Origin of the sequence: Streptomyces sp. NPDC007907 (assembly GCF_042959365.1) — a bacterium.
Taxonomy (GTDB): domain Bacteria; phylum Actinomycetota; class Actinomycetes; order Streptomycetales; family Streptomycetaceae; genus Streptomyces; species Streptomyces indiaensis.
In genome coordinates, this window is the sequence record NZ_JBIBKR010000004.1 from 529,845 (window position 1) to 555,021 (window position 25,177).

A 25,177-nucleotide genomic window follows, 5' to 3' on the forward strand; every position below is an offset into this window, starting at 1 on the left:
CGGATTTCCGTACGCTGATCAGGTCGAAACGAAAGTGCCCCAGCAGGAAGGGTCAGAGCTTCCTACCGGGGCCTACCGACTGGTTGGAGTCGGCATGACTGAGCCTAGCGGCGCTGAGCAACTGCGCGACCGCACCGAAGATCACACCATCAGTACGGCCCGCAACGATGCCGTTTACGCGCTGGCCATGTCTCAGCGTCCGGAAGCCTCGCGCGATGAACTCTGCTCGCTGATTGCACAGTTGGCGGTGCGCGTGAGGGAGGTTGCCCATGTCGCAGAGCTTCGAGGGGAACGGCTGAACTCCCCAGCGGCACGGGCACTGGAAGAGGCCTTGCGCGCGGCTCTAGGTCAGCGCTGAGCAACGGAAAGCCCCGTAGCGACTCTCAGGAACTTCCCAGGGCGCTACGGGGCAGTCTCACCAGCGGACAGGCTCAGCGCTTCCGCCAACGCACACAGGGCAGGGAAGCCTCTCAGTCCACCCGCAGAGCCGACAGCCACCGAATCCGCAGCAGCCTTCACACCAGATTTCACGGTGGCCAGCGCAGCACCCGCACAGGTCACCGTGCTTCCACAGGGTCCAGGGTGCTTCGCCTGGTGTTCGTCCGGCGCGTGGCTTCGGGTGATACGGCTCAGCAGTCGTCGCCACGGCCCAGTGACTCGCGGATCGTCACCTGAGCAGCCACCTGCTTATGCAGCTCGGTCCACGTGGGGGCATCAACCATCTGAGTCAGGTACTGCGCCTCAGGCCCGTATTCCTCCTTGAGGGCGAACACGTCCCATGGCGCTGTTGCGTACCAGTGCGACCGGTGACGGCTGTCGGGTGTCGAGCAGAACGACCCCCACCCCTTCGGCAGGGGCGTAGCCGCTGTGACCTTTTCGCTTCTCAGCGCCATTCCGCTGTCAACATTGCGCGCCGTAGTCTCTGTCATGGCTGCCTGCTCTCATCAGGTGGTCCATGCCCCCGGGTCACGCCGCCGTGTGGCTCGGGGGTCCTTCGTTGTGTCTGTCGACTCAACCGATTCAGCGCATCAGTAGGGCAGTTGACCAGCGTTGACTAGGCTGGGAGTCAACAGTCAACGGCCAACGGGCGGACGATGATGGACTTCGGGACCGAGGTACGCAGCGCACTCAAAGCGCAGGGGAAGAGCCTCAGGGGCGCAGCCAAGGAACTCCATTACGACGTTGCCTACCTGAGCCGCGTACTCAGCGGTAAACAGGCGCCATCCGCTGAGCTGATCCAGGCGGTTAATGAGTATCTCGGTCTGTCGTTCAGCGCTGAGGACAGCAAGCAGCACGATGACGAATTGGACGCTTGGGAGCTTGCCCGGCGAGTGCAGGCCAGCGACGTAGGAAATGCCACGCTGGAACGGCTTGAGCACGCGTTCGATCACTTGGCCATGTCCTACCCCAAGGCTGACCCCGCTGACTTGCTGCGGCAGGTGCGCAAACACTCGGCGTACGTCGTGAAACTGCTGGACGGGAAAAAGACGCTATCCGAGCACCGGCGCTTGTTGGTTGTCGGCGGATGGCTGTCGCTGCTGGGCGCCACGGTTCATATCGACCTTATGCAGGACGACGCTGCTACGGCCCGGCTGGAAACTGCTGCCACGCTCGCCAGGGAAGCAGGACAGCGCGAGATTGAAGCATGGTGCTACGAAACAGAAGCGTGGCGCGTACTCACCGATGGCGACTACGTGCAGGCTGTTGAGCTGTCTCGTACAGCGCAGGACATTGCGCCGGCCGGTACTTCCGCGCTGATTCAGGCGACAGCGCAAGAGGGCAGGGCGCACGCAAGGCTGGGCGAGGGGAAAGAGACCTACTCAGCGATCAAGCGCGTACAGGACATGTCGGCTGCGCTGGGCACGCCGGATACGCCAGAGCACCATTACCGGTATGACCCCGCCAAATCGCTTTCCTACACAGCGACAACCCTTGCATGGCTCGGCGATGCAGCAGCGGAACCCTACGCGCGGGAAGTGATTGCCAGGCTCAGCCCCAGCGACGATGTGACTAGGTGGCCTAGGCGCGTAGCTTCGGCGAATATTGATCTGGCTTTAGTCCTGCTCGAACAGAGCCGACTTGACGAAGCCTGCGACGCAGCCCAGAAAGCCATCCTGTCCGGCAAGGTGGTGCCTAGTAATCACTGGCGTGCGCTGGAAGTTGTCAAGGCTGTTGAGGCTAAGCAACTGCCAGAGAGCGCAGACCTGCGAGAGGCGTACCAGGGGCTAAAGGCTATCGAGCGGTAGCAGTAACGCCGCATACGCCGAAGAGCCCCGACCCCGGGCCAGTGCGGCTCAGGATCAGGGCTCTGTCTATGTGGCAGCGAGTGCGGCTCGGATGCGCTGTGCTCGCGCCTGACCAACACGCAGTTCGCTTTGGAGTGCGCGCAGGGTTGGCAGCTTCCCCGCATCCCGCTGCATTCGCTGCGCAGTTGGCAGCAATGGGTCAGCAGGCTCAGGCGGCGAGGGCTCTGTATGCCGTTCTGCCGACTCAGTAGGCGCAGGGGCAGTCTCGGGTGCTGACTCAGGCTGCGGGACGCTCACAGGGGCGCTCAGGGCCTTCACGCGCCAGAGAACCAGCGGGGCTATCGCGCTGACAGCGACGACCAGGGGCACACCGACCGGCAGCAGGCCTGAACTCGCCAAGTGCGCCAGTGCATTCGTCACGATCAGCGCAGCGACGACAGCGGATACATCCCGCCGGACGCTGAATGCACGCAGCGCGTACACATCTAGGGCCGCAGGCACGCATCCCGCTGTGAACTCCCCGAATCCGGCTGCGCGGGCTAGTTGGTACTCAGCGGATGCAGTGGCGACGAGCGCAGCGACTAGGGCGAGTGCGCCGAGTAGGTCTCTTGGCTTGGTCATCTGACGCCCTTTCAGGTATGGGCCTCGATCGGCCGGCTGAGGCCCGACCAGGGAGCCCTTGACCGGCCTGCGCCTGCTGCGAAAGATGGCGCCATGGATGCGGGATTGGCAGCAGTGCTAGGGGCGTTGGCGGGGTCGGTGGCGACGATTGGCGCGGCCCTGGCGACAGGTTGGGCTCAGCGGGAAGGGGCGCGTATCGCTGCCCGCTCAGAACATCGTCGAGAGCGCAGAGAGCCTCGCCATTCCCTGTACAGGGAGCTACTAGGCGCGGCCACAGCCTTCGAAAAGATGGTTGGACACTATGAGTTTTTCGACATCGAAGTGCCCGAGGACTTGCTACTTCGCGATGAAGACATACCTGATTTTCTCCAAAAGCAAGTGGCTGTGGAGAAGCTGGCCGTTGAAGTGGCGCTCGCTGGTCCAAAGAATGTCGGCGAAGTCGCTTTGAGCCTTGCTAAATTGAGCGACGAGCTGTTCAAGTATGCGGTCGCGCTATCGGCGGTCCTGGCTGAACGCCAGGAGACAGAGCAGCGCACCTGGCAGTTCACCACCCAGAAAGTCACCAGCGCGAGCAAGCGGTACAGTCGTACCTTGAGTCAGTTTGTATCCCTTGCGCAGGCCGCTTTGGACGACGATGGCAGCTTGAGCTAGCGCGGGGCAGTTCTAACCGTTCTTCATCCGACAGAGCAGACAGGAAGTGCCAGGCTGAACGCCGAAGTTGTGGCGCTCACACACGGGCCAAGCCGAGCTATCACGCTCGCCCCAGGGGCCAAATGGTCTGCGCTGGTCTGCCTGTTCTTCCTTGGCGGCGCGAGCGGCTGCCATGGCTTGCTGTCGGGGTGTCAGGGTCATTCGCCGGCCTCGCGAATTCGGATGTTCAGGCGGATGCGGGAGGCAGGCGTAAGTGCAAGCTGTTCGGCAATCTGCCGGAATTCGCCGAGGACGCCCGCGCTGATGCGTCCATTTAGGAACTGAGATTCCAGGACGACGTAGACAGCGACGATGCCAACGACGTCTTCAGCCCACAAATTTGCAGCGGATGACGTCCAAAGTTCCTGCCAGCGCTGGCATTCGCGGTCAGTCCAAGTGCGCCCAGCAGGCAGAGGCGGAACCGGAAGAGTGCACACAGCGTCTATGAGGATTGGTTGGATCTTGTCTTGGCGGGGTGCGTAATTGCCCCGGCGAGTCGTGCTGATCACGTGGATTCCTTACTGAGAGTGATTATGTATCACGCTTTGTATCGCGCGATTGAGCCTTTGAAATAGGGCGCGCACCTCAGAGCCCTCCCCCGCGTTCAACCTCCCCTAGGGGGTAAGGGGTCCATCCCCACCCCTACCGGGCAACTCGGACATCAGGGACGTTCACTCAGCGTGAGTGACAGCGCGTGAGCCTGTGTCGTGCCCAGCCCATCCACCAGCGGAGCCCTGTACGCACAGAGGTGGGGGGCCAGGTACGCGCTCAGCGCACCCGGCCCCCCTGCAATCGGTGTCAGCCTTCCTGGGGAGACTTTGCCTGGGCTCGCGCAAGTTGCGCCTTTAGGGCCCGTATTTCGGCAGCCATCTCGGGCGCCTCACTGCCCCAGGACATGGCTCGCTGAGCAAAAGCAGACCGGTTCACAGCCAGGCACTCGGACGCAATCTTGTCCACTGCAATGCGCACCTTGGTATACGCGGTGGGGGCATCCAGCATCTTGCGCGCCGTGTCATCCCCCTTCGCCGCAGCCTGCTGAAGGAAGTCCTCTTCAGCGACAGCGCGCAGCGCCTTAGCGTCAGCGCCACGACCCGTAGCCACAAGCTCAAGCCACGGAGAGATGGCAAGCTGCGCCACAGGGCCACCCGCGCTGACCAGCGTGCGGAATACGTCGTGCAGCGACATGTCACGGCGCCGAAGAACCTGCTCGGCATCCTGACGCGCGATCAGGGCGTCAGTGCCGGTCGGAGCCTTGAACAGCGAGACTCGGAGTTCTGCGAGATAGACAGCTTCGACCAGTTCGAAAGTCTGCCGCCACTCGCTGTACTCGCCCTCAGCCTTGACCAGGATTTCATCGGCCTCAGCGCGACGACCAGCAGGGTACTTCCGCGTGTCAGCAAGGGTGCGCTGTGCACTGCGGGCGGCGTCAATCAGCGTGGTTGCCATGCGCGATGCCTGATCGGCGTCAATACCCTTGCTGTTCTCAACTACAGCGCGCTGAGCGGCGGTGACCACCGGGCTCAGGTCGTTCGCCTGAACCATAAGGTCAGCGGGGCTGATAGGGGTGGACATGATGTTCTCCATTTCTGCGGGGTTAGGCTCCCCGCTTGAGGCCTAGGGGTTTGTCCCTAGGGGAGTCCGGCACTGTTGGCCGGCTGAGGGCTGCGACCTACGAAAGTCGTACCTGCCAAGTGCGAGCGTCAGCGCTGTCTATAGGCCCGATCGCGTCCGGGGCGCAGGTAGCCGATTCGTAGCAGGCAGCCGATCGAACTGAGGATGCCCTTCCGGCTTGCATCGCGCTGTTCGTCTGAGGCCGAATCCCAAAGCCGTTCCAGCAGTTGAAGGAGTCCGGTCGTTCCGTGCTGGGCAACGTGCTTGTCATACGCGCCGTGGCAGCGACGGCAGAGACTCACGTAGTGGTCCGGGTCCAGGCTGTAAGCACGGCCCTTTTCGTCGCGCTGGAGATCAGGCGAGTCATGGTCAATGGCCCAGTGGTCAGCGCTCAGTCCGCAGAACGCACAGAACCAGTTCTTTGCCGGTCCGTAGCGACTCCTTACGCGGGTGTGCGCAAGCTTGTAGTCAGGCGTAGCCACAGCGGGATGCCTCCTAGACGCAGAAAAGCCCCTGCAACTGCGGAGCCGAACCCCTGCCGCCAGGAAGGGTGAACGAACTCGACGCAGCCGCAGGGGCTTGGTCTCTGGGTGGGCGCGTGATCAATGCTGGCGGCATCTGCATCCCTGTACTGGAGAGATAGCGAGTCGGTTACCTGTCGCTGCCTCTACTAGGTAGGTAGCGAGTGGATTGCCTGGGGGCGTTGATTCGAGTGAGGGTTACCTAAGTGACGTAGTGACGATCTGCACCCCACTTCGGCTTTTGCATAGAGATCCCTATAGAGATGTGGAGTGCGTGTCATTTCGTCACTTCATCACTATGTGCAGGTCAGAGGGTTGCTAGTCTTGTTCGTTAGGCTTCTATTCGTCACTTCGCTGTCCCGCTGTCGGCTAGGTCGACCTCAAAAAGAGCGCTATTCGCCCGCGTGCCGTACGCGCCTGCCTGAGGGCATGAAAGAGCCCCGCCCGAGCAATCCCGCATGGGACGCCCGAACGGGGCTGAGAGGGGCGCTGAGGGGCCTAGCCAGCAAGCATCTGCGGCTGCCCCATCAAGCACTGCTGAACGCGTTCCAATCGGTCAACGCGCTGCGCCACGTATGTGCTTACGTCTCCAGCCGCCTGCCGCTCATACAGTTTGTCGAGTTGACTCGATATCGCTCTAAATTCGAACTCGCGTTCCCATGCTGCTCTTTCTTCCTCCGCCTGAGCCAGGAACTCTGCGCGTGTCATACTGCTGTCTCCTCTGTTGAGGACGCAGGCCCGGTCTATCCGCCAAGATCTGTCCGGGCCTGCGCCATTTTCACTGCCGTGTCACTTTGCTGATGCCGTGCGGCGCGCCTCCCATTCCCATGCAGCCTCTTCCGCTTCGGCGTCTGCTGCTGTGTACGCTGCACTAGCGAAGAACGGGTCTCGTACGCTGAATTCCACGCGTCGCTCGTCCAACTTGGTCTGTCGCCCCCTGGTGCCACGCTTGACGCTCAGATGCGCGCCAGCTTCTTGCAAAAGCTGTCGCTTTCCGGCTGTGTCAGCTTTCGCCCAGATATCCGCGTAACTCTTGCCCGTCCGGGTTTCCTCGATGCGGGGCTCAACTTTTTCGCGGGTCTCAAGTTCAGCGAGTCGCGCGTCAAGAGCGTCTGCGTGTCGCTGCCAGGCTGCCTTTGCTGCACTGCTGCGCTGTCGCCCTTGCTGTTCCTGGTGTGCTTCGAATTCAGCGAGAGTGGCGTCAATCTCTGGCTGAGGGTCATACCCGGGAATGGTGCGAGTCTGCGTGACTTCCAGCGCGCCCAGCATTCGCAGGAATTCACCCTTTGCGTACTCCTCAGCCCACTCGCGTTTGATGATGGACGGGGCCGCGCATTTGTGTCCCCTGATGGTCGCACCGCACTTGTAGGTTTCCGTTTTGCTGGTGCTCTTGCTGTTGGCAGACGGACGGTTCAAGTACATGCGTTCACCGCAGCCGGCGCAGTGAATGACTCGGAGCAATAGCGCCACGGTGTCCACCCGATCCGCAGACTTGTTGTCGACGGAACGCCCAGCGAGCACCGCGCCGATTGCGTCGAATTCCTCACGGGTCAGGATCGGTTCGGCGGTAGCCATGACAGGCGCACCCTCGCTGTCACGTACCGGTTTGTTGTCAGTGAGCTTCCAGCCCAACAGCCGCTCGCTGGTCAGCAGTTCCTTGATGGCGTTGTGTCGCCAGGCAAAGCGACCGCGAATGACAGTCTCGCCAGCCTTGCCACCGGTTTTACCGCCAGTCTTCCGACCCTGTTTGAGACTCCAGTGGTCACGGGATGACGGAATGCCATCCGCGTTCAACCCGCGCGCGATTGCTGCGAGGCTCTTTCCTGATACGCCGTTGCTCGGGTCTCCCATGAGTTCTTTGACGATGCGCTCAAGGACTGCCACGGCATCCGGGTCCTGAACCAGCGTCCAGCCACCGCCTTCCAGCGGTGCGGGCATGTAGCCGTATGGGGGACGTGAGCCGCGCCAGCGAAGGGGCATGGTCCGCATTGCTGCCTGCGCGCTGGTCACCCGCTCGCGAATTGCCTGCGCTTCCATCTGCGCGGCGAACGCGAAAAGGGTGACCATAAGCTGAGCCATGGGGTCCAGCGGGTTGCGGAAGTCCAGAACCAGCCGCCCACCAGGGCCCTCAGCGAACACGATCATTTTCCGCTGTTCACGTGCCCAAAGCGACAGTGCATGCATGTCGTCCATGGATCGAACGGCGCGATCAAATCGCCAGAAAACCAAGGCGTCGAAGTCATCCGGGCGACGAAGCCAGGCACCCAATTCAGGGCGCTCGAACGGCGTGGTTTTGCTGGCGGATACGCCAAGATCAACGGCTTCACGGTCGGCCAGATCGATGCTCAGCGATGCGGCTGCGCCCCTGTTGGCTTCCCGCTGGCGCTCGGGGGAGGTCGTCTCGTCAGTCAGGACGCTGAGGCGGAGCGCAGACACGCCCCTGAGTTGAGTGTTCACGGGGGTCGGGTAGCGGGTCGGTCTCCCGGTAGACGGATGCGAGGCGCTGACCTGCGATGATGCCGCCATGACGAGTGTCTCCTAGAACTGCTAGTCGGAGACCCCTTGGAAACTCGTACGGGCATCCCGCGCCCGGCACGGTGGCGGCACTGCGTGCCGGGGGCGCGGCGGTGCTGCGGACGGACCGGGACGGCGCGCTCGCGGTCACCGGTGGGGGCGGTGAGCTGAAGGTGGCGCGAGACTGAGGGCATGAACTCAGCACAGGTTGATGCCTATCTGCGCCGACTGGGAGTCGAGCACCCGGCGTGGCCCACCGTCGACGCGCTGCGCGAACTGCACCTGCGGCATCTGCGGACCGTGCCGTTCGAGAACCTCTCGATCCATCTGGGCGAGGAGATCGTGCTGGAGGAGAAGCGGCTGCTGGACAAGGTGGTGGGCGCGCGGCGGGGCGGGTTCTGCTACGAACTCAACGGCTCCTTCGGGGCGTTGCTCGCGGCACTGGGGTACGACGTGGCGCTGCTGGCGGCGCGGGTGTACGGGGAGGAGGGACGGCTCGGGATCCCCTACGACCATCTCGCGCTGCGGGTGCGGACGGTGGACGGGGGCGACTGGCTGGCCGATGTCGGGTTCGGGGCGCACAGCCACCTTCCGCTGGCGTTCGGGGAGCGGGGGGAGCAGGAGGATCCGGGAGGCACGTTCCGGATCGTCGAGGCGGGTCCGGATTCGGCCGGGGTGCGCGGCGGGCACGGCACGGTGGAGGCGGCGGATCTGGACGTGTTCCGGGACGGCCGGGCGCAGTACCGCCTGGAGATGCGGCCGCGGGTGCTCGGTGACTTCGTGGCGGGCGCGTGGTGGCACAGCACGTCGTCGGTGTCGCACTTCACGCGGTCGCTGGTGTGTTCGCGGGTGACGGAGGAAGGGGGACGGATCACGCTCAGCGGGCGGCGGTTCACGGCGACCGCGGCCGACGGGACGCGCGAGGAGAAGGAGCTGGAGGCGGACGAGGAGGTGCTCGCGGTGTACCGGGAGCGGTTCGGGATCGAACTCGACACGGTGCCGGTGTCACGGAATCCCGCGTAGAGGTCAGTTCGGGCCACACGGGACAACTCGTGCGTAGTACCTGCACCGGGACGACTTCACGGTGAGCGGCAGACCGTGCTCGCGCGGGGCGTCGCGGTGGTCGGGCCGGGCATCGGGGTCGACCTCGATGTGCGGGTCGTCCGCAAGGGCTGAGGGGCCGGCCCGCGACGCGGTGTCGGACAATATCCGGCGTGAGTGATGTACGACATGTGCTGGTGCTGCCCGACCGTGACTCCGCGGAAGAGGTCGTGGAGGCGCTGCGGGAGCGGTTCGAGGTCGTCGAGGAGCCACGGCTGGTGCGGGACGCCCTGGCCGGGGAGGACGACGCCGAGGACGCGCAGTGGCTGGTCGTCCTGCGTGACGAGGACGAGCGGCTGGACCCCGGGGAGATGGACCGGCTGGCCGGCGAGTGGGAGGGCTGGCGGGAGGAACCGTAGGCACCCCGCCGGCCGTGGCACGCACGACCTTGCGGCATGCCCGCCCGCCTGGAACCTCCGCCCGGATGTCTGCCGTGTGCGTACACCCCGGTCCGTCGGGGCCCGCTGTCAGTGGTGCGTGGGATGCTTGGGGCGATGGCCAGGAAGACTGCGAATGACGACCCTCTCGCCCCCGTGACGCTCGCCGTGGGCCAGGAGGAACTGCTCCTCGACCGTGCCGTGCAGGAGGTGGTGGCCGCGGCGAAGGCCTCCGACGCCGACACGGACGTACGGGACCTGACCCCGGACCAGTTGCAGCCGGGCACGCTCGCCGAGCTGACGAGCCCCTCGCTCTTCGCCGAGCGCAAGGTCGTGGTCGTCCGCAGCGCGCAGGACCTGTCCGCCGACACCATCAAGGACGTGAAGGCGTACCTCGGGGCTCCGGCCGAGGAGATCACCCTCGTGCTGCTGCACGCCGGCGGGGCGAAGGGCAAGGGACTGCTCGACGCGGCGCGCAAGGCGGGGGCGCGCGAGGTGGCCTGCCCGAAGATGACGAAGCCGGCGGACCGGCTGGCGTTCGTGCGGGGTGAGTTCAGGACGGCGGGGAGGTCCGCCGCGCCGGAGGCGTGCCAGGCGCTGGTCGACGCGATCGGCAGCGATCTGCGGGAGCTGGCCTCGGCGGTGTCGCAGCTGGTCGCGGACGTCGAGGGGACGATCGACGAGGCCGTCGTCGGGCGGTACTACACGGGGCGGGCCGAGGCGTCGAGCTTCACGGTCGCCGACCGGGCGGTCGAGGGGCGGGCCGCGGAGGCCCTGGAGGCGCTGCGCTGGTCGCTGGCGACCGGGGTCGCGCCGGTACTGATCACGAGCGCGCTCGCGCAGGGCGTCCGGGCGATCGGCAAGCTGTCGTCCGCGCGCGGGGGGCGATCGGCGGATCTGGCGCGGGAGCTGGGCATGCCGCCGTGGAAGATCGACCGGGTGCGGCAGCAGATGCGGGGCTGGACTCCGGACGGGGTGTCGGTCGCGCTGCGGGCCGTGGCCGAGGCGGACGCGGGGGTGAAGGGCGGCGGGGACGACCCCGAGTACGCCCTGGAGAAGGCCGTGGTCACCATCGCCCGGGCGGCCCGTTCCCGTGGGCGGGCCTAGCCCCGGCAGGGCTCCACGCGGTGGGTCGGGTCCGGCTCCAGGGCTCTCGCGCCGCGGACTCCGGCGCTCCCGGGCCTCCGCCTGAGCGCGCGGCCCCGGTTCGGCGGCCCGGCCCCTGATGCCCCCCTCGCCCGAGAGCATCGAGTCGTTTCAGAAGACCGGCTCCCCCATCCCCAGCAGGTTCCCCTCGCTGTCGTGGAACCATGCGCCGCGTTCACCCCGCGCGCCCTTGCTCGGGTAGTTGCCCTCGACCTCGGCGATCCCGTCCCGCGTGCGGAAGCCGGGGGCGTCGACCTCCTCGAACACCACCCCGCGCCGCTTCAGCTCGGCTACGGCCGCCTCGATGTCCTCGACCTCCAAGGCCATCTGCGTGAAGGTGCCGGGCGAGGCTCCCGTCGACCGGAACAGGACGAACTCCGCGCCGCCACACCGGTAGAGCAGCCCGCCGGGGCGTTCGTCGACGGGGTCGAGGCCCAGTTTCTCCGAGTAGAAGCGCCGCGCCCGCTCCAGGTCCTGGGCGGGGAGCCTGGTAGCCGCGCGGACCAGGACCGGCGCGCCGGTGTCGTGTGCGTCCATGTCTCCACTGTGCCGTGATCGAGTCGCCCTCCTCCTGCCGAAGAGGAGAATCGGGTGTATCAGCCGTACGTCGCCGAGCGACGGAGAGGTGGCGAGGGTCATGGCTGAACACCCGCACGCAGCGCTGGTCCGCAAGGGATTCGAGGCCTTCTTCCGCGGTGACATGGACACCCTGCGCGGATTGATCGCGGCGGACGCAACCCACCACGTGCCCGGCGACCACCCGTTGTCGGGCGACTTCAAAGGGCTGGACTCGATCATCGAGATGTACGAACGGCTCGGTGCGGAGACGAACGGGACGATGCGCGGCGAACTGATCGGCATCGCTGTCGACGGCCGCGGTCACGCGGTGGGCATGGCCCGCTTCACGGCCGAGCGCAACGGCAAGAGCCTCGACGACACCGGCTGCATCGTCTTCCGCATCGTCGGCGACAAGGTCACCGACCTCGACGAATGCGTCGAGGACATCGAGAAGAACAACGCGTTCTGGTCCTGAACAGGCCGAAGGCCCCGCCGACCGCCCTGGGGAAGGGCGGAAAGCGGGGCCTTCGGTTCAAGCTGCGGGATCCGCGCCCGCGTGGCGAACGCAGGCCGCGCGCGGATCCGAGGGTGCCGGACGGGAGCGGATGAGAGAGGGCCCGCTCGATTCCCTCCGGCGTCACATCAGATGTCAGCCCTTGAGCGCGTCGACCTTCGAAGCAAGCGCCGACTTCTTGTTGGCGGCCTGGTTCTTGTGGATGACGCCCTTGGAGACGGCCTTGTCGAGCTGACGCGCGGCGACGCGCTGGTACTCGGTGGCCTTCTCGACGTCACCCGCGGCAGCAGCCTCACGGGCCTTGCGGATCGCGGTCTTGAGGGAGGACTTGACGGCCTTGTTGCGCAGCCGCGCCTTCTCGTTGGTCTTGATCCGCTTGATCTGGGACTTGATGTTCGCCACGAATGAGCCTTCTCAGGTTCTGGCACGAGGCCGCACGGAGACCGCACGATTCCCGCACCGGGTGATTTCTTGAGGTCGCGCCTCCTGCGAGAGGGCATGAGGCACAGCCACCCAGGCTACCAGCGGCCCCTCGCGCGGCCCAAACCCGTCCGTGGTCCCCACCCGTGGGACCATGGAGGCTACGTATCGATCCGACCCGAGACCGCAGACACTGCGGACGCCTCAAGAATCAGGACCCTGCGTGCCCGCGATCCCCAGCCACGTGCCCGAGCCGAGCCGTACCGACCCGGCTCTGATCCGCAACTTCTGCATCATCGCGCACATCGACCACGGCAAGTCCACGCTCGCCGACCGGATGCTCCAGCTGACCGGAGTGGTCGAGCAGCGGCAGATGCGCGCCCAGTACCTCGACCGCATGGACATCGAGCGCGAGCGTGGCATCACGATCAAGTCACAGGCGGTGCGTCTGCCGTGGGCCCCGACCCACGACAAGAACGACACGCACATCCTCAACATGATCGACACCCCGGGGCACGTCGACTTCACCTACGAGGTCTCCCGGTCGCTCGCAGCGTGCGAGGGGACCATCCTCCTGGTCGACGCCGCCCAGGGCATCGAGGCGCAGACCCTCGCCAACCTCTACCTGGCGATGGAGAACGACCTCACGATCATCCCCGTGCTGAACAAGATCGATCTGCCGGCCGCGCAGCCCGAGAAGTTCTCCGAGGAGCTCGCCAACCTGGTCGGGTGCGACCCGGAGGACGTCCTCAAGGTGTCCGCCAAGACGGGCCTGGGCGTCGAGGCGCTGCTCGACAAGGTCGTCGCGGAGATCCCCCCGCCGGTCGGTGTCGCGGACGCCCCCGCCCGCGCGATGATCTTCGACTCGGTCTACGACTCCTACCGCGGTGTCGTGACGTACGTCCGTGTCATCGACGGCCAGCTCAACAAGCGCGAGCGGATCCGGATGATGTCCACCGGCGCCACGCACGAGCTGCTGGAGATCGGCACCAACTCGCCCGAGATGCTCCCGGCCGACGGTCTCGGCGTCGGTGAGGTGGGCTATCTGATCACCGGTGTGAAGGACGTCCGCCAGTCCAAGGTCGGTGACACCGTCACCAGCCAGCAGAAGGGGGCCACGGAGGCGCTCGGGGGCTACAAGGACCCCAAGCCCATGGTCTTCTCGGGTCTGTATCCGCTGGACGGCTCGGACTACCCGGAGCTGCGCGAGGCCCTGGACAAGCTCCAGCTCAACGACGCCGCGCTGGTCTACGAGCCGGAGACCTCCGCCGCTCTCGGCTTCGGCTTCCGCGTCGGCTTCCTCGGCCTGCTGCACCTGGACGTGATCCGCGAGCGGCTGGAGCGCGAGTTCGGCCTCGACCTCATCGCCACGGCGCCGAACGTGGTCTACCGCGTCCTCATGGAGGACGGCACCGAGCACACCGTCACCAACCCCAGCGAGTTCCCCGAGGGCAAGATCTCGGAGGTCTACGAGCCGGTCGTGCGGGCCACCATCCTGGCGCCCAGCGAGTTCATCGGCTCGATCATGGAGCTGTGCCAGACCCGGCGCGGTGTCCTGCTCGGCATGGACTACCTCTCCGAGGACCGGGTCGAGATCCGCTACACCCTGCCGCTCGCCGAGATCGTCTTCGACTTCTTCGACCAGCTGAAGTCCAAGACCCGCGGCTACGCCTCGCTGGACTACGAGCCCACCGGCGAGCAGACCTCCAGCCTGGTCAAGGTCGACATCCTGCTGCACGGCGACAAGGTGGACGCCTTCTCGGCGATCACCCACAAGGACCAGGCGTACGCGTACGGCGTGCGGCTCGTCGCCAAGCTCAAGGAGCTCATCCCGCGGCAGGCCTTCGAGGTGCCGGTCCAGGCCGCCATCGGCTCCCGGGTCATCGCCCGCGAGACCATCCGTGCCATCCGCAAGGACGTCCTCGCCAAGTGCTACGGCGGTGACATCTCCCGTAAGCGGAAGCTGCTGGAGAAGCAGAAGGAGGGCAAGAAGCGGATGAAGATGGTGGGTTCCGTAGAGGTTCCGCAGGAGGCCTTCATCGCCGTCCTGTCGAGCGATGACAGCGCGGGGTCGGGCAAGGGCAAGAAGTAATCACGGATTACCGTGGGTTACACCCCAAATCGGGTAGAACAGGGGCCCGCCGTACGAAAGTGCGGCGGGTCCTGCGCGTCCACGGGGTAGCTCTCTGTGCGAAGTGACAGGCCGCGGCCCCTTACGCGGCGGCCGGTCGGCCTTTACTCTGATCCCTGCTCGATAGTTACTCGCGAGTTAAACAACGGGGTGTGTGCTGCGCCTCGTGACGCCTCGTGAGTGCCCACCAGCCGCACCTGAGCCAGCCGCACCGTCGCGGGCCCCGGAGGATGTCGTGAGCGACACACAGACCTTGATCGAGAACCGTCCGCCGTCCGTGGCGGGCCTCTTCCTGGAGCGCGTGGCGGCCACGCCGGACGCCGAGGCCTATCGGTACCCGGTCACGTCAGCGGGCCAGGGGCCGGACGAGTGGAAGTCGCTGACCTGGGCGCAGGCCGCCGAGCGGGTCTACGCCATCGCGGCGGGCCTCATCGAGCTCGGCGTGCAGCCCGAGCAGCGCGTCGCCCTCGCCGCCGGAACCCGGCTGGAGTGGATCCTCGCCGACCTCGGCATCATGTGCGCCGGCGCGGCCACCACCACCGTGTACCCGCAGACCAACGCCGACGAGTCCGCGTACATCCTGTCGGACTCCGAGAGCCGGGTGCTGATCGCGGAGAACGCCGAGCAGCTGGCCAAGGCCGTGGAGAAGCGCGGCGAGCTGCCCGAGCTGACGCACGTCGTGGTGATCGACGCGACCGGCGTCGAGACCGCCGACTGGATCCTCACGCTGGACGAGCTGGAGAAGCGCGGCGCGGCCCGGCTGGAGAAGGACCCCGAGCTGATCAAGGAGCGGGTCGGCGCGATCACCAAGGACCAGCTGGCCACCCTCATCTACACCTCCGGCACCACCGGCCGGCCCAAGGGCGTGCGCCTGCCGCACGACAACTGGTCGTACATGGCGAAGGCGATCGCCGCGACCGGCCTGGTCAGCGGCGAGGACGTGCAGTACCTGTGGCTGCCCCTCGCCCACGTCTTCGGCAAGGTGCTGACCTCCGGGCAGATCGAGGTCGGGCACGTCACCGCCGTGGACGGCCGGGTCGACAAGATCATCGAGAATCTGCCGGTGGTCCAGCCGACGTACATGGCGGCCGTGCCGCGCATCTTCGAGAAGGTCTACAACGGCGTGGCCGCCAAGGCCCGGGCCGGTGGTGGTGCCAAGTACAAGATCTTCCAGTGGGCCGCCGAGGTCGCCCGCGAGTACGCCAAGGTCGCGCAGGACAACTTCCGCCGGACCGGCACCGCGTCGGTGCCCTTCGGTCTGGGCATGAAGCACAAGGCCGCCGACGCGCTGGTGTTCGCCAAGATCCGCGAGGCCTTCGGCGGGAACCTGCGGGCCTGCGTCTCCGGCTCCGCCGCCCTCTCGCCGGAGATCGGGTACTTCTTCTCGGGCGCCGGCATCCACATCCTGGAGGGCTACGGCCTGACGGAGTCCTCGGCGGCGTCCTTCGTGAACCCGGGCGAGGCCTACCGCACCGGCACGGTCGGCAAGCCTTTGCCCGGCACGGAGGTGCGGATCGCCGACGACGGGGAGATCCTGCTGCGCGGCCCGGGCATCATGGAGGGCTACCACAAGCTGCCCGAGAAGACCGCCGAGGTGCTGGAGCCGGACGGTTGGTTCCACACCGGTGACATCGGCGAGCTGTCGCCCGACGGCTACCTGCGGATCACCGACCGCAAGAAGGACCTCATCAAGACCTCCGGCGGCAAGTACATCGCCCCCGCGGAGGTCGAGGGACAGTTCAAGGCGGTGTGCCCGTACGTCTCCAACATCCTGGTGCACGGGGCCGACCGGAACTTCTGCACGGCGCTGATCGCGCTCGACGAGGCCGCCATCACCGACTGGGCCAAGGACAACGGACTGGAGGGGAAGCCGTACGCGGAGATCGTCGCCTCGCCGGTCACGGTGGAGATGGTCGACGGGTACGTGAAGCAGCTCAACGAGGGGCTGCAGCGGTGGCAGACCATCAAGAAGTTCCGGCTGCTGCCGCGGGACCTCGATGTCGAGCACGGTGAGATCACGCCGAGTCTGAAGCTGAAGCGGCCCGTGGTGGAGCGGGAGTACAAGCATCTGATCGACGAGATGTACGAGGGCTCTCGCGAGGCGTAGGGGGTGGCGGGGGCTGTGTCGCAATCTCGGGTTCGTGGGGGTTGTTCGCGCAGTTCCTCGCGCCCCTAGGGTGCATCACCCACCCGGCGTTTCAAGTCCTGGATCTCCGTCCTGAGGCGTTCCACCTCTCTGCCTTTTCGGTAGAGGTCCAGGAAGACGCTGACCTTCGCCCGGAGGACCCAGGGGTCGAAGGGCTTGGTCACGTAGTCGGCGGCGCCGGTCGCATAGCCGCGGAAGGCGTAGCCGGAGTCGTCGTCCGCGCCGGTGAGGAAGATGATCGGGACGTCCCGGGTCTGGTCGAGGCGTTTGATGTGGGCGGCCGTCTCGAAGCCGTCCATGCCGGGCATGCGGATGTCGAGCAGGACCAGGGCGATGGGCTGCCGCAGCAGGGCCTTCAGCGCCTCCTCGCCCGAACGCGCGCGCACCAGGGGCTCGTTCAGGGATGCCAGGACGGCCTCCAGGGCGGTCAGGTTGTCCTCCATGTCGTCGACGAGGAGGATTCCGGCGCGTTCGGGGTGGGTGGCGGTGCCGCTCATGCTTCTTCTTCCGTGCCCTCGGGTTCCAGTAGTGCGCACACGACCGTCAGCAGGCCGTCGATGTCCACCGGCTTGGGTACGTAGTCGTTGGCGCCGCGGGCGATGGACTTCTCCCGGTCGCCGGGCATCGCCTTGGCGGTCAGGGCCACGATCGGCAGGCCCGCCCAGCGGGGTGTGCGGCGGATCGCGGAAATGGTCTCGTAGCCGTCCATCTCCGGCATCATGATGTCCATCAGGACCAGTTCGACGTCCCCGCTGCGCTCCAGCGTCTCGATGCCCTCGCGGCCGTTCTCCGCGTAGAGCACCGTCATGCCGACCCGGCCCAGGACATGGGTGAGGGCGAAGACGTTGCGGATGTCGTCGTCGACGATCAGCACCCGCCGCCCGGCGAGGATCCGGCCCGGCCGGCCGGACGTCCAGGCCTCCAGCTTGGTCGGCGACGGCCAGGTGTCGTCCGCGTCGTGCGCGACCGGGAAGGGCCCGGAGGCGGACTGGAGCGGCAGGGGCAGGTCGGCGCGGTCCTCGGGCACGGGTGCGGGCGCGGTGTGGCCGGGGCTGACGACCGGCACGTACAGCGTGAACGTGGAGCCCTTCCCCGGTTCGCTCTCGGCGACGATCCGCCCGCCGAGCAGGCCCGCGATCTCCCGGCTGATGGACAGGCCGAGCCCGGTGCCGCCGTACTTGCGGTTGGTGGTGCCGTCGGCCTGCGCGAACGCCTCGAAGATCACCGGGAGTTTCTCCGGCGCGATCCCGATGCCGGTGTCGGACACGGCGAACGCGATGACGTCGTCGGTGTCCCGGACGACCCCGCCGTCGGCCTCTCCCGACCGGGCGGGCCCCCGCCGGGGCTCGGCGTCCTGCACCCGGTCCACCCGCAGCTCGACCTTGCCGGACGCGGTGAACTTGATCGCGTTGGACAGCAGGTTGCGCAGGATCTGCTGGAGCCGCTGCTCGTCCGAGAACATCTCGCGCGGTACGTCCTCGCCGACCGCCACATCGAAGGCGAGCCCCCGGTCGAGGGTGAGGGGGCGGAAGGTGGCGTGGACGTAGTCGAGCAGCTTGATCAGCGGCAGCCGCTTGGGGCGTACGTCCATCCGGCCGGCCTCGATCTTCGACAGGTCCAGGATGTCGTTGATGAGCTGGAGGAGGTCGGAGCCCGAGCGGTGGATGGTCGTCGCGAACTGCACCTCCTGGTCGGAGAGATGGCCGTCCGGGTTGTCGGAGAGCAGCCGGGCCAGGATCAGCAGCGAGTTCAGCGGGGTGCGCAGTTCGTGCGACATGTTCGCCAGGAACTCGGACTTGTACTGCGAGGACGTGGCCAGCAGGGCGGCCTTCTCCTCCAGTTCGGCGTTGGACCGCTGCAACTCGCCCTGCTGTTTCTGGAGTTCGTCCGAGCGCTCCTGGAGCTGCATGGCCAGGCGCTGGGACTGGCCGAGCAGGGACTCCGTGCGGGAGTTGGCGATGATCGTGTTGATGGCGACGCCGATGGTGTTGACGAACTGGTCGAAGAACGCCAGGTGCACGTCGGAGAAGCGGGAGAACGAGGCGAGTTCGATGACGCCGAGGAGCTTGTCCTCGAAGAGGATCGGGATGATGACGATCGTGGTCGGGGCCGCCTCGCCCAGACCGCTGTTGATCTTGATGTAGTCGGGTGGGGCTCCCTCCACCAGGATCCGCTTCTTCTCCCGGGCCGCCTGCGCGACCAGGCCGTGCACCGGCAGCCCGCCGGTCTCCACGGTCGCGTCCTGGGCGGCGCCGTACCCCGCGATGAAGGCCAGGCCCTTGGAGGGGGCCGTCGCTCCGGCCTCCTCCGGGTCGGCCAGGTAGAACGCGCCGTACTGGGCGTTCACCAGCGGGGTCAGCTCGCGGAGTATCAGGTCGGCGACCTCCATCAGGTCCCGGTGGCCCTGCATCAGGGCGGCCAGCCGGGCCAGGTTGGACTCCAGCCAGTCCTTGGCGCGGGTCGTCTCGCGCAGATTGGCCACCATCAGGTTGATGTTGTCCTTCAGCTCGGCGACCTCGCCCTGCGTCTCCACGGTGATCGAGCGGGACATGTCGCCCTGGGCCACCGCCGAGGCGACCTCGGCGATCGCGCGGACCTGCGTGGTGAGGTTGGACGCGAGTTCGTTGACGTTGGTCGTCAGGCGCTTCCACGTGCCGTAGACGCCCTCGACCCGGGCCTGACCGCCGAGCCGGCCCTCGCTGCCGACCTCGCGGGCCACGCGCGTGACCTCCGAGGAGAAGGAGGAGAGCGTGTCGACCATGGTGTTGATGGTGGTCTTCAGCTCCAGGATCTCGCCGCGCGCGTCCACGTCGATCTTCCGGGACAGATCGCCCTGCGCCACGGCCGTCGCGACCTGGGCGATGTTGCGCACCTGCGAGGTGAGGTTGTCCGCCATGTAGTTGACGTTGTCCGTCAGGTCCCGCCAGACGCCCGAGACGCCCAGCACCTGGGCCCGGCCGCCGAGCCGGCCGTCGGTGCCGACCTCGCGGGCCACCCGCGTCACCTCGTCGGCGAAGGCGCGCAGCTGCTCCACCATCGTGTTGACGGTGTCCTTCAGTTCGAGGATCTCGCCGCGCGCGTCGACGGTGATCTTCTTCGACAGGTCGCCGTTGGCGACGGCCGTGGTCACCTGGGCGATGTTGCGGACCTGTGAGGTCAGGTTCAGCGCCATGAAGTTGACGTTGTCGGTGAGGTCCTTCCAGACGCCGGACACGCCCCGCACCTGCGCCTGGCCGCCGAGGTTGCCCTCGGTGCCGACCTCGCGGGCGACCCGGGTCACTTCGTCGGCGAAGGCGGACAGCTGGTCGACCATCGTGTTGATCGTGGACTTCAGCTCCAGGATCTCGCCCTTGGCCTCCACCGTGATCTTCTTGCCGAGGTCGCCCTGCGCGACGGCCGTGGAGACGAGGGCGATGTTACGCACCTGGGAGGTGAGGTTGTCGGCCATGAAGTTGACGTTGTCGGTGAGGTCCTTCCAGACGCCGGACACGCCCCGCACCTGGGCCCGGCCGCCGAGGTTGCCCTCGGTGCCGACCTCGCGGGCGACCCGGGTCACTTCGTCGGCGAAGGCCGAGAGCTGGTCGACCATCGTGTTGATCGTGGACTTCAGCTCCAGGATCTCGCCCTGCGCGTCGACCGTGATCTTCTGGGACAGGTCGCCGTTGGCGACGGCCGTGGTCACCTGGGCGATGTTGCGGACCTGCGAAGTGAGGTTCGAAGCCATGAAGTTGACGTTGTCGGTGAGGTCCTTCCACACCCCCGACACGCCCCGCACCTGGGCCCGGCCGCCCAACTGGCCCTCCGTGCCGACCTCGCGGGCCACCCGGGTCACTTCGTCGGCGAAGGCCGACAGCTGGTCGACCATCGTGTTGACGGTCAGCTTCAGCTCCAGCAGCTCGCCGGTCGCCTCCACGGTGACCGTGCGGGTCAGGTCGCCGCGTGCCACCGCGGTCGTCACCGCCGCGATGTCCCGCACCTGGGCCGTCAGCCGGGACGCCATCGTGTTGACGGCCTCCGTCACGTCCCGCCAACTGCCCGACTGGCCCTGCACCTTGGCGCGGCCACCGAGCCGGCCCTCGGTGCCGACCTCGCGGGCCACCCGGGTCACCTCGCCGGTGAAGAGGGACAGCTGGTCCACCATCTTGTTCACGGCCCGGCCCAGGAGGCGCAGATCGCCGCGCAACTGCCGTGTCCCGTCGTGCAGATCGACGCGTTGGGTCAGATCGCCGCCGGCCACCGCGTCCAGCACGCGCGTGGCGTTCGCCGCCGGGGCGACCAGGGCGTCGAGCAGCTGGTTCACATCGTCGATCCGGGACGTCCACAGACCCTGGCCCGGGCTGGCCGAGAGGCGCTCGTCCAGCCGGCCGTACCGCACCAGCTCCCGTCTGACGCGCTGCACCTCGGAGGTGAAGTGGACGCTGCGGTCCATGATCTGGTTGTAGACAGCGGTGAGTTCGGCCACCATGCCGTGGCCGGATTCGGGCACCTTGGTGAAGTCGCCGTCCCGGGCCGCCGTCATCGCGGCGAGCAGTGGACGCAGATCGGATGCACGAATCTGACCGTCTTCGTGTCGGTCTTCGACCACAGGAGTAGCACTGTTCTCACTCATGGCGGCCCACTTCGGTAACTCGGCGCTTATGGGCGTGGTCAGTCTGTCACTCTGTCGGCATCGACTGTGGCGTATTCGTACGAACTGCCCGGGGAGCTGTCCATGGGGGCCATTCCGACGCAACGGGAGACCGCCTCCCGTGCCTCAGAAGCGCCTGCACCCGCTTGGGAGACGCCCGTGCCCGTCCAGGAGGGGCCCGCTTCCGAGGAGCCCGCACCGTCCGGGCCGGCCGCCGAGGCGCCCGAGCCGGAGCGCGCGCGGGCGCACGCGACACTGCCCGGCAGCTCCCTCGCCCCGGGCGTCGCCCGCGCCCTGGTGCGCGCCGCCTTCGCCGAGTGGACCGGGCTCGGCCTGCCGGGCGCCGAGTTCCTCACCGACCGCCTGGCCGACGACGCCACGCTCGTCGTCAGCGAACTCGTCACCAACGCCGTCGTGCACGCCGGCACCGACGTCGAGATGGAATGCCGCCTGGAGGGCGACGCCCCCGACACGGCAGCGGTCGTCGTCGAGGTCTCCGACCACCACCCCTCCCGCGCCCCGCGCGGCAGCGAGCCGGAGACACCGCACGACACCCCCGAGTACGGCCGCGGGCTCCGGCTCGTCGGCGCGCTCTCCGAGGCGTGGGGCATCACGTACCGCACGGGCCGCAAGACCGTGTGGGCCCGGCTGCCCGCCGGTGAGAGCGCGGCGGGCGACCAGATCGAGGCGTACGCCGGGGAGCACGCGCTGGCGCGCGGCCTGCGGGTGGCGGAGATCCTGGCACCCGCAGCGCACCCGGACGAGGAGGCGGGGGAGGCGGTACGGGGCTGGCGCGGCGGAGGAGGTCTCCGGGGTGCGCGTGGGCAGGGAGGGTCCCGGGGCTCGCTCGACCGTCGGCGTGACGGTGAGCCGTGGGACCCACGGGACGATGGAGAACCGTGGGGCTCACGGCACCGGAGAGAGCGGTCGGCCTCGCGGGAGGTCGGGGAGAAGCGGGCCGGGGGCGGCCCACGGGAGACCCCTGCCTCGGAGGAGGCCTCCGACCCGCGGGGGAAGCCCGACCCGCGGGAGAGCCCTGACCTGCGCGAAATCTCCGAAATGCGGGAGGTTTCCGAGGTGCGGGAGGTCTCCGAAATGCGGGAGGTTTCCGAGGTGCGGGAGGTCTCCGAAATGCGGGAGGTCTCCGAGGTGCGGGAGGTCTGCGAGACGCGGGAGGTCTCCGAGGTGCGGGAGGTCTGCGAGACGCGGGAGGTCTCCGACCTGCGCGACTGGAACGACTTACGGGACTGGCGGGCCCGGCACGAGAAGCGCGACGGGCGGAACGGACCCGACGGCGCCTGGCTCGGCCGCGGTGCCCTGTCGTTCCTCGCCGAGGCCTCCGACCTGCTCGCCGGACAGCTCGACGAGGACCTCGTCGCGGCCCTCGCCGGACAGTTGATCGTGCCCCGGCTGGCCGACTGGTGCGGGGTGTGGCTGGAGGACGAGGCCACCGCCGGAGGCTGGAGCGGCGTGGGCGGAGCGCGCCTCGCCCGGGTCTGGCACGGCAGCGAGAACCGGATCGAGGAACTGCGCCGCGCCCTCGAGAAGGACCCGCCGCAGCCGTTCGACCCGCTGGGGGCGTCCCCGTTCGAGCGCGGCCGGGACCAGGGCGGGTCCGGGCCCGTCGGCTGTCCCTGGCCCGGTGAGGCGCTCGGGGACGCCGAACCCGGTTCGGCCCTCGCCTACCGCCTGGTCGCCGGGGGCCGGCCGCTCGGCACCCTGGTCATCGGGCGGTCCGGGCCGGCCGGTTTCCCCGACGAGATCACCGGCCTCGTCGAGGACCTCAGCCGCCGGGTGGCCCTCGCCATCGGCGCCGCCCGCCAGTACGCCCGGCAGGCCACCATCAGCGCCGTGCTCCAGCGCGGACTGCTGCCCGGCGCCGTCGCGGAGATCCCCGGGGTGCGCAGCGCGCTCGTCTACGAGCCCTACGACAAGGGCGGTCCCAGCGGCGACTTCTACGACGTGTTCCCGGCCGGCGACGGCCGCTGGTGCTTCGCCGTCGGCGACGTACAGGGCAAGGGCCCCGAGGCGGCCGTCGTGATCGGCCTGGCCCGGCCCTGGCTGCGGCTGCTGGCCCGCGAGGGCTACCGGGTCGCCGACGTCCTCGACCGCCTCAACCAGCTCCTGCTCGACGACGCCACAGAGGCCGCCGACGCCGCGGCCCGGGCGCTGGTCGCCGCGGGCGCACGACCGACCCCGCCGGGCGACGGCCCCCAGACCCGCTTCCTGTCCCTGCTCTACGGCGAGCTCGTCCCCTTCGAAGGCGGCGTCCGCTGCACGGTCGCCTCCGCAGGGCACCCGTTGCCCCTGCTGCTCGGGGCGGGCGGCGGGGTCCACACGGTCGCGCAGCCCCAGACCCTCCTCGGCGTCGTCGAGGACGCCACGTACACCAGCGACACCTTCGAGCTGCGGTCCGGCGACACCCTGCTGTGCGTCACCGACGGAGTGACCGAGCGCCGCTCGGGATCCCGCCAGTTCGACGACGGGGACGGACTGGCCACGGCGCTGGCCGGGTGCGCCGGCCTGGACGCGGAGCTGATAGCCGAGCGGATCAAGCGGCTCGTGCACGAGTTCGGGGCCCGGCCCCCGGCGGACGATCTGGCGCTGCTGGTGCTCCAGGCGGACTGACCGCCCGGGTGCTGGACAATGGAGGGCATGCCTTCCGCACTCCCCGACGGCGAGCCCGTCCCCGACGACGGGGCGCTGCCCGCGTCCGCCCTCGCCGGGGCCGCCGACCGTCCGCTCGGGTTCTACCTGCACGTCCCGTACTGCGCGACCCGCTGCGGCTACTGCGACTTCAACACGTACACCGCGACGGAGCTGCGCTCCAGCGGGGGCGTGCTGGCCTCCCGCGACAACTACGCCGAGACGCTCGTCGACGAGATCCGGCTGGCGCGCAAGGTGCTGGGGGACGACCCGCGGCCGGTGCGGACCGTGTTCGTGGGCGGCGGCACGCCCACCCTGCTGGACGCCGGTGACCTGGTACGGATGCTCCGGGCCGTGCGGGACGAGTTCGGGCTGGCGGAGGACGCCGAGGTCACGACGGAGGCGAACCCGGAGTCGGTGGACCCGGCGTATCTGGCGACCCTGCGCGAGGGCGGGTTCAACCGGATCTCCTTCGGGATGCAGAGCGCGCGGCAGCACGTGCTGAGGATCCTGGACCGGACGCACACGCCCGGCCGCCCAGAGGCCTGCGTGGCGGAGGCCCGGGAGGCGGGCTTCGAGCATGTGAACCTCGACCTGATCTACGGCACGCCGGGGGAGTCCGACGACGACTGGCGGGCCTCGCTGGACGCGGTGCTGGGCGCCGGGCCGGACCACGTCAGCGCGTACGCCCTGATCGTCGAGGAAGGGACGCAGCTGGCCCGTCGGATCCGCCGGGGCGAGGTGCCGATGACCGACGACGACGTCCACGCCGACCGGTACCTGATCGCGGACGAGGTTCTCTCCGGCGCGGGCTTCGAGTGGTACGAGGTGTCGAACTGGGCGACCTCGGCGGCCGGGCGGTGTCTGCACAACGAGCTGTACTGGCGGGGGGCCGACTGGTGGGGGGCCGGGCCCGGGGCGCACAGTCACGTGGGCGGGGTGCGGTGGTGGAACGTGAAGCATCCGGGGGCGTACGCGGCTGCGCTGGCTGCCGGGAGGTCGCCGGGGGCCGGGCGTGAGGTGCTGAGCGAAGAAGATCGGAGGGTGGAGCGGATTCTGCTGGAGTTGCGGCTTCGGGAGGGGGTGCCGTTGTCCCTGCTGAGGTCGCAGGGGCTGGCTGCCTCGCACAAGGCCTTGTCGGAGGGGTTGCTTCAGGAGGAGCCCTACGAGGAGGGGCGGGCGGTGCTGACCTTGCGGGGGCGGTTGCTGGCGGACGGGGTTGTCCGGGACCTCGTGGACTGAGGTGCTGGGCGTTGGTGCAGGGGGCGGGGGGTTGCGCAGCCCGGCGTAGCGGGGTGCCGCTGCGCC

The 25,177-nt window shown here is 67.9% G+C and carries 20 protein-coding genes; 11 read left to right on the forward strand and 9 right to left on the reverse strand.

Annotated elements, in window-relative coordinates; all coding sequences use genetic code 11:
- Positions 1 to 94: 94 nt before the first annotated feature.
- Complete coding sequence (locus ACFZDI_RS18700; protein ID WP_391251757.1) at positions 95 to 358, forward strand: hypothetical protein; 264 nt, start codon at positions 95 to 97, stop codon at positions 356 to 358.
- A 271-nt stretch (positions 359 to 629) separates the two neighbouring features.
- Here ACFZDI_RS18700 and ACFZDI_RS18705 read toward each other — a convergent pair whose 3' ends face one another.
- Complete coding sequence (locus ACFZDI_RS18705; RefSeq protein WP_391251759.1) at positions 630 to 929, reverse strand: hypothetical protein; 300 nt, start codon at positions 927 to 929, stop codon at positions 630 to 632.
- A gap of 165 nt (positions 930 to 1,094) precedes the next feature.
- Here ACFZDI_RS18705 and ACFZDI_RS18710 point away from each other — a divergent pair, with 165 nt between their 5' ends.
- Positions 1,095 to 2,246, forward strand: coding sequence for a helix-turn-helix domain-containing protein (locus ACFZDI_RS18710; protein WP_391251760.1), 1,152 nt, complete (start codon positions 1,095 to 1,097; stop codon positions 2,244 to 2,246).
- A gap of 714 nt (positions 2,247 to 2,960) precedes the next feature.
- A complete protein-coding gene (locus ACFZDI_RS18715; RefSeq protein WP_391251763.1) occupies positions 2,961 to 3,518 on the forward strand; it encodes a hypothetical protein in 558 nt (185 codons plus the stop codon).
- A 197-nt stretch (positions 3,519 to 3,715) separates the two neighbouring features.
- On the opposite strand, the gene ACFZDI_RS18720 is transcribed toward ACFZDI_RS18715, so the two are convergent.
- The 4 genes from ACFZDI_RS18720 to ACFZDI_RS18735 form a co-directional block, all read right to left on the reverse strand.
- Positions 3,716 to 4,066, reverse strand: coding sequence for a hypothetical protein (locus tag ACFZDI_RS18720; RefSeq protein WP_391251765.1), 351 nt, complete (start codon positions 4,064 to 4,066; stop codon positions 3,716 to 3,718).
- Between the two features lie 289 nt (positions 4,067 to 4,355).
- A complete protein-coding gene (locus ACFZDI_RS18725) occupies positions 4,356 to 5,141 on the reverse strand; it encodes a hypothetical protein (protein WP_391251767.1) in 786 nt (261 codons plus the stop codon).
- A gap of 116 nt (positions 5,142 to 5,257) precedes the next feature.
- Positions 5,258 to 5,650 (reverse strand): hypothetical protein, encoded by a 393-nt coding sequence (locus ACFZDI_RS18730; protein ID WP_391251769.1) that lies wholly within the window; start codon positions 5,648 to 5,650, stop codon positions 5,258 to 5,260.
- 828 nt (positions 5,651 to 6,478) lie between these two features.
- On the reverse strand, positions 6,479 to 8,146 hold the full coding sequence (locus ACFZDI_RS18735; RefSeq protein WP_391251771.1) for a recombinase family protein: 1,668 nt from the start codon (positions 8,144 to 8,146) through the stop codon (positions 6,479 to 6,481).
- Between the two features lie 249 nt (positions 8,147 to 8,395).
- On the opposite strand from ACFZDI_RS18735, the gene ACFZDI_RS18740 reads away from it, so the two are divergent.
- From ACFZDI_RS18740 to holA, 3 genes are all read left to right on the forward strand, one after another.
- Positions 8,396 to 9,226, forward strand: coding sequence for an arylamine N-acetyltransferase (locus ACFZDI_RS18740; protein WP_391251773.1), 831 nt, complete (start codon positions 8,396 to 8,398; stop codon positions 9,224 to 9,226).
- Positions 9,227 to 9,417: 191 nt separating this feature from the next.
- Entirely contained in the window at positions 9,418 to 9,663 is a 246-nt protein-coding gene (locus tag ACFZDI_RS18745) for a hypothetical protein (RefSeq protein ID WP_391251775.1), read from the forward strand.
- Positions 9,664 to 9,798: 135 nt separating this feature from the next.
- The gene (holA, locus tag ACFZDI_RS18750) at positions 9,799 to 10,788 is read left to right on the forward strand and encodes a DNA polymerase III subunit delta (RefSeq protein WP_391251777.1); all 990 of its coding nucleotides are present in this window, start codon (positions 9,799 to 9,801) and stop codon (positions 10,786 to 10,788) included.
- Positions 10,789 to 10,938: 150 nt separating this feature from the next.
- On the opposite strand, the gene ACFZDI_RS18755 is transcribed toward holA, so the two are convergent.
- Positions 10,939 to 11,364: a VOC family protein gene (locus ACFZDI_RS18755; RefSeq protein WP_234846733.1), complete on the reverse strand. Its 426-nt coding sequence runs from the start codon at positions 11,362 to 11,364 to the stop codon at positions 10,939 to 10,941.
- Positions 11,365 to 11,464: 100 nt separating this feature from the next.
- On the opposite strand from ACFZDI_RS18755, the gene ACFZDI_RS18760 reads away from it, so the two are divergent.
- A complete protein-coding gene (locus tag ACFZDI_RS18760) occupies positions 11,465 to 11,860 on the forward strand; it encodes a nuclear transport factor 2 family protein (protein ID WP_391251779.1) in 396 nt (131 codons plus the stop codon).
- Positions 11,861 to 12,034: 174 nt separating this feature from the next.
- Here ACFZDI_RS18760 and rpsT read toward each other — a convergent pair whose 3' ends face one another.
- Positions 12,035 to 12,301, reverse strand: a complete 267-nt coding sequence (gene rpsT / locus ACFZDI_RS18765; RefSeq protein ID WP_053669127.1) for a 30S ribosomal protein S20 — start codon at positions 12,299 to 12,301, stop codon at positions 12,035 to 12,037.
- Between the two features lie 241 nt (positions 12,302 to 12,542).
- On the opposite strand from rpsT, the gene lepA reads away from it, so the two are divergent.
- Positions 12,543 to 14,411 carry a translation elongation factor 4 gene (gene lepA, locus ACFZDI_RS18770; RefSeq protein ID WP_234846735.1) on the forward strand — a complete coding sequence of 623 codons (1,869 nt, stop codon included), beginning with the start codon at positions 12,543 to 12,545 and terminating at the stop codon, positions 14,409 to 14,411.
- A 274-nt stretch (positions 14,412 to 14,685) separates the two neighbouring features.
- Positions 14,686 to 16,557: an AMP-binding protein gene (locus ACFZDI_RS18775; RefSeq protein ID WP_391251781.1), complete on the forward strand. Its 1,872-nt coding sequence runs from the start codon at positions 14,686 to 14,688 to the stop codon at positions 16,555 to 16,557.
- Between the two features lie 65 nt (positions 16,558 to 16,622).
- Here ACFZDI_RS18775 and ACFZDI_RS18780 read toward each other — a convergent pair whose 3' ends face one another.
- Together ACFZDI_RS18780 and ACFZDI_RS18785 are read right to left on the reverse strand one after the other, a co-directional pair.
- Positions 16,623 to 17,093 (reverse strand): two-component system response regulator, encoded by a 471-nt coding sequence (locus tag ACFZDI_RS18780; RefSeq protein WP_234846737.1) that lies wholly within the window; start codon positions 17,091 to 17,093, stop codon positions 16,623 to 16,625.
- Positions 17,090 to 21,115, reverse strand: coding sequence for a HAMP domain-containing protein (locus tag ACFZDI_RS18785; RefSeq protein ID WP_391251784.1), 4,026 nt, complete (start codon positions 21,113 to 21,115; stop codon positions 17,090 to 17,092). The genes ACFZDI_RS18780 and ACFZDI_RS18785 overlap by 4 nt, the downstream gene beginning before the upstream one ends.
- Positions 21,116 to 21,382: 267 nt before the next feature.
- On the opposite strand from ACFZDI_RS18785, the gene ACFZDI_RS18790 reads away from it, so the two are divergent.
- Positions 21,383 to 23,851, forward strand: a complete 2,469-nt coding sequence (locus ACFZDI_RS18790; protein WP_391251786.1) for a SpoIIE family protein phosphatase — start codon at positions 21,383 to 21,385, stop codon at positions 23,849 to 23,851.
- A gap of 27 nt (positions 23,852 to 23,878) precedes the next feature.
- A complete protein-coding gene (gene hemW / locus ACFZDI_RS18795; RefSeq protein WP_391251788.1) occupies positions 23,879 to 25,111 on the forward strand; it encodes a radical SAM family heme chaperone HemW in 1,233 nt (410 codons plus the stop codon).
- The last annotated feature ends 66 nt before the right edge of the window (positions 25,112 to 25,177 follow it).

Coding starts and splice junctions, on each gene's coding strand:
- ACFZDI_RS18700 (WP_391251757.1), top strand. CDS start 95: ATGACTGAGCCTAGCGGCGCTGAGCAACTGCGCGACCGCACCGAAGAT.
- ACFZDI_RS18705 (WP_391251759.1), bottom strand. CDS start 929: ATGACAGAGACTACGGCGCGCAATGTTGACAGCGGAATGGCGCTGAGA.
- ACFZDI_RS18710 (WP_391251760.1), top strand. CDS start 1,095: ATGATGGACTTCGGGACCGAGGTACGCAGCGCACTCAAAGCGCAGGGG.
- ACFZDI_RS18715 (WP_391251763.1), top strand. CDS start 2,961: ATGGATGCGGGATTGGCAGCAGTGCTAGGGGCGTTGGCGGGGTCGGTG.
- ACFZDI_RS18725 (WP_391251767.1), bottom strand. CDS start 5,141: ATGGAGAACATCATGTCCACCCCTATCAGCCCCGCTGACCTTATGGTT.
- ACFZDI_RS18740 (WP_391251773.1), top strand. CDS start 8,396: ATGAACTCAGCACAGGTTGATGCCTATCTGCGCCGACTGGGAGTCGAG.
- holA (WP_391251777.1), top strand. CDS start 9,799: ATGGCCAGGAAGACTGCGAATGACGACCCTCTCGCCCCCGTGACGCTC.
- ACFZDI_RS18755 (WP_234846733.1), bottom strand. CDS start 11,364: ATGGACGCACACGACACCGGCGCGCCGGTCCTGGTCCGCGCGGCTACC.
- ACFZDI_RS18760 (WP_391251779.1), top strand. CDS start 11,465: ATGGCTGAACACCCGCACGCAGCGCTGGTCCGCAAGGGATTCGAGGCC.
- ACFZDI_RS18780 (WP_234846737.1), bottom strand. CDS start 17,093: ATGAGCGGCACCGCCACCCACCCCGAACGCGCCGGAATCCTCCTCGTC.
- ACFZDI_RS18785 (WP_391251784.1), bottom strand. CDS start 21,115: ATGACGGCGGCCCGGGACGGCGACTTCACCAAGGTGCCCGAATCCGGC.
- hemW (WP_391251788.1), top strand. CDS start 23,879: ATGCCTTCCGCACTCCCCGACGGCGAGCCCGTCCCCGACGACGGGGCG.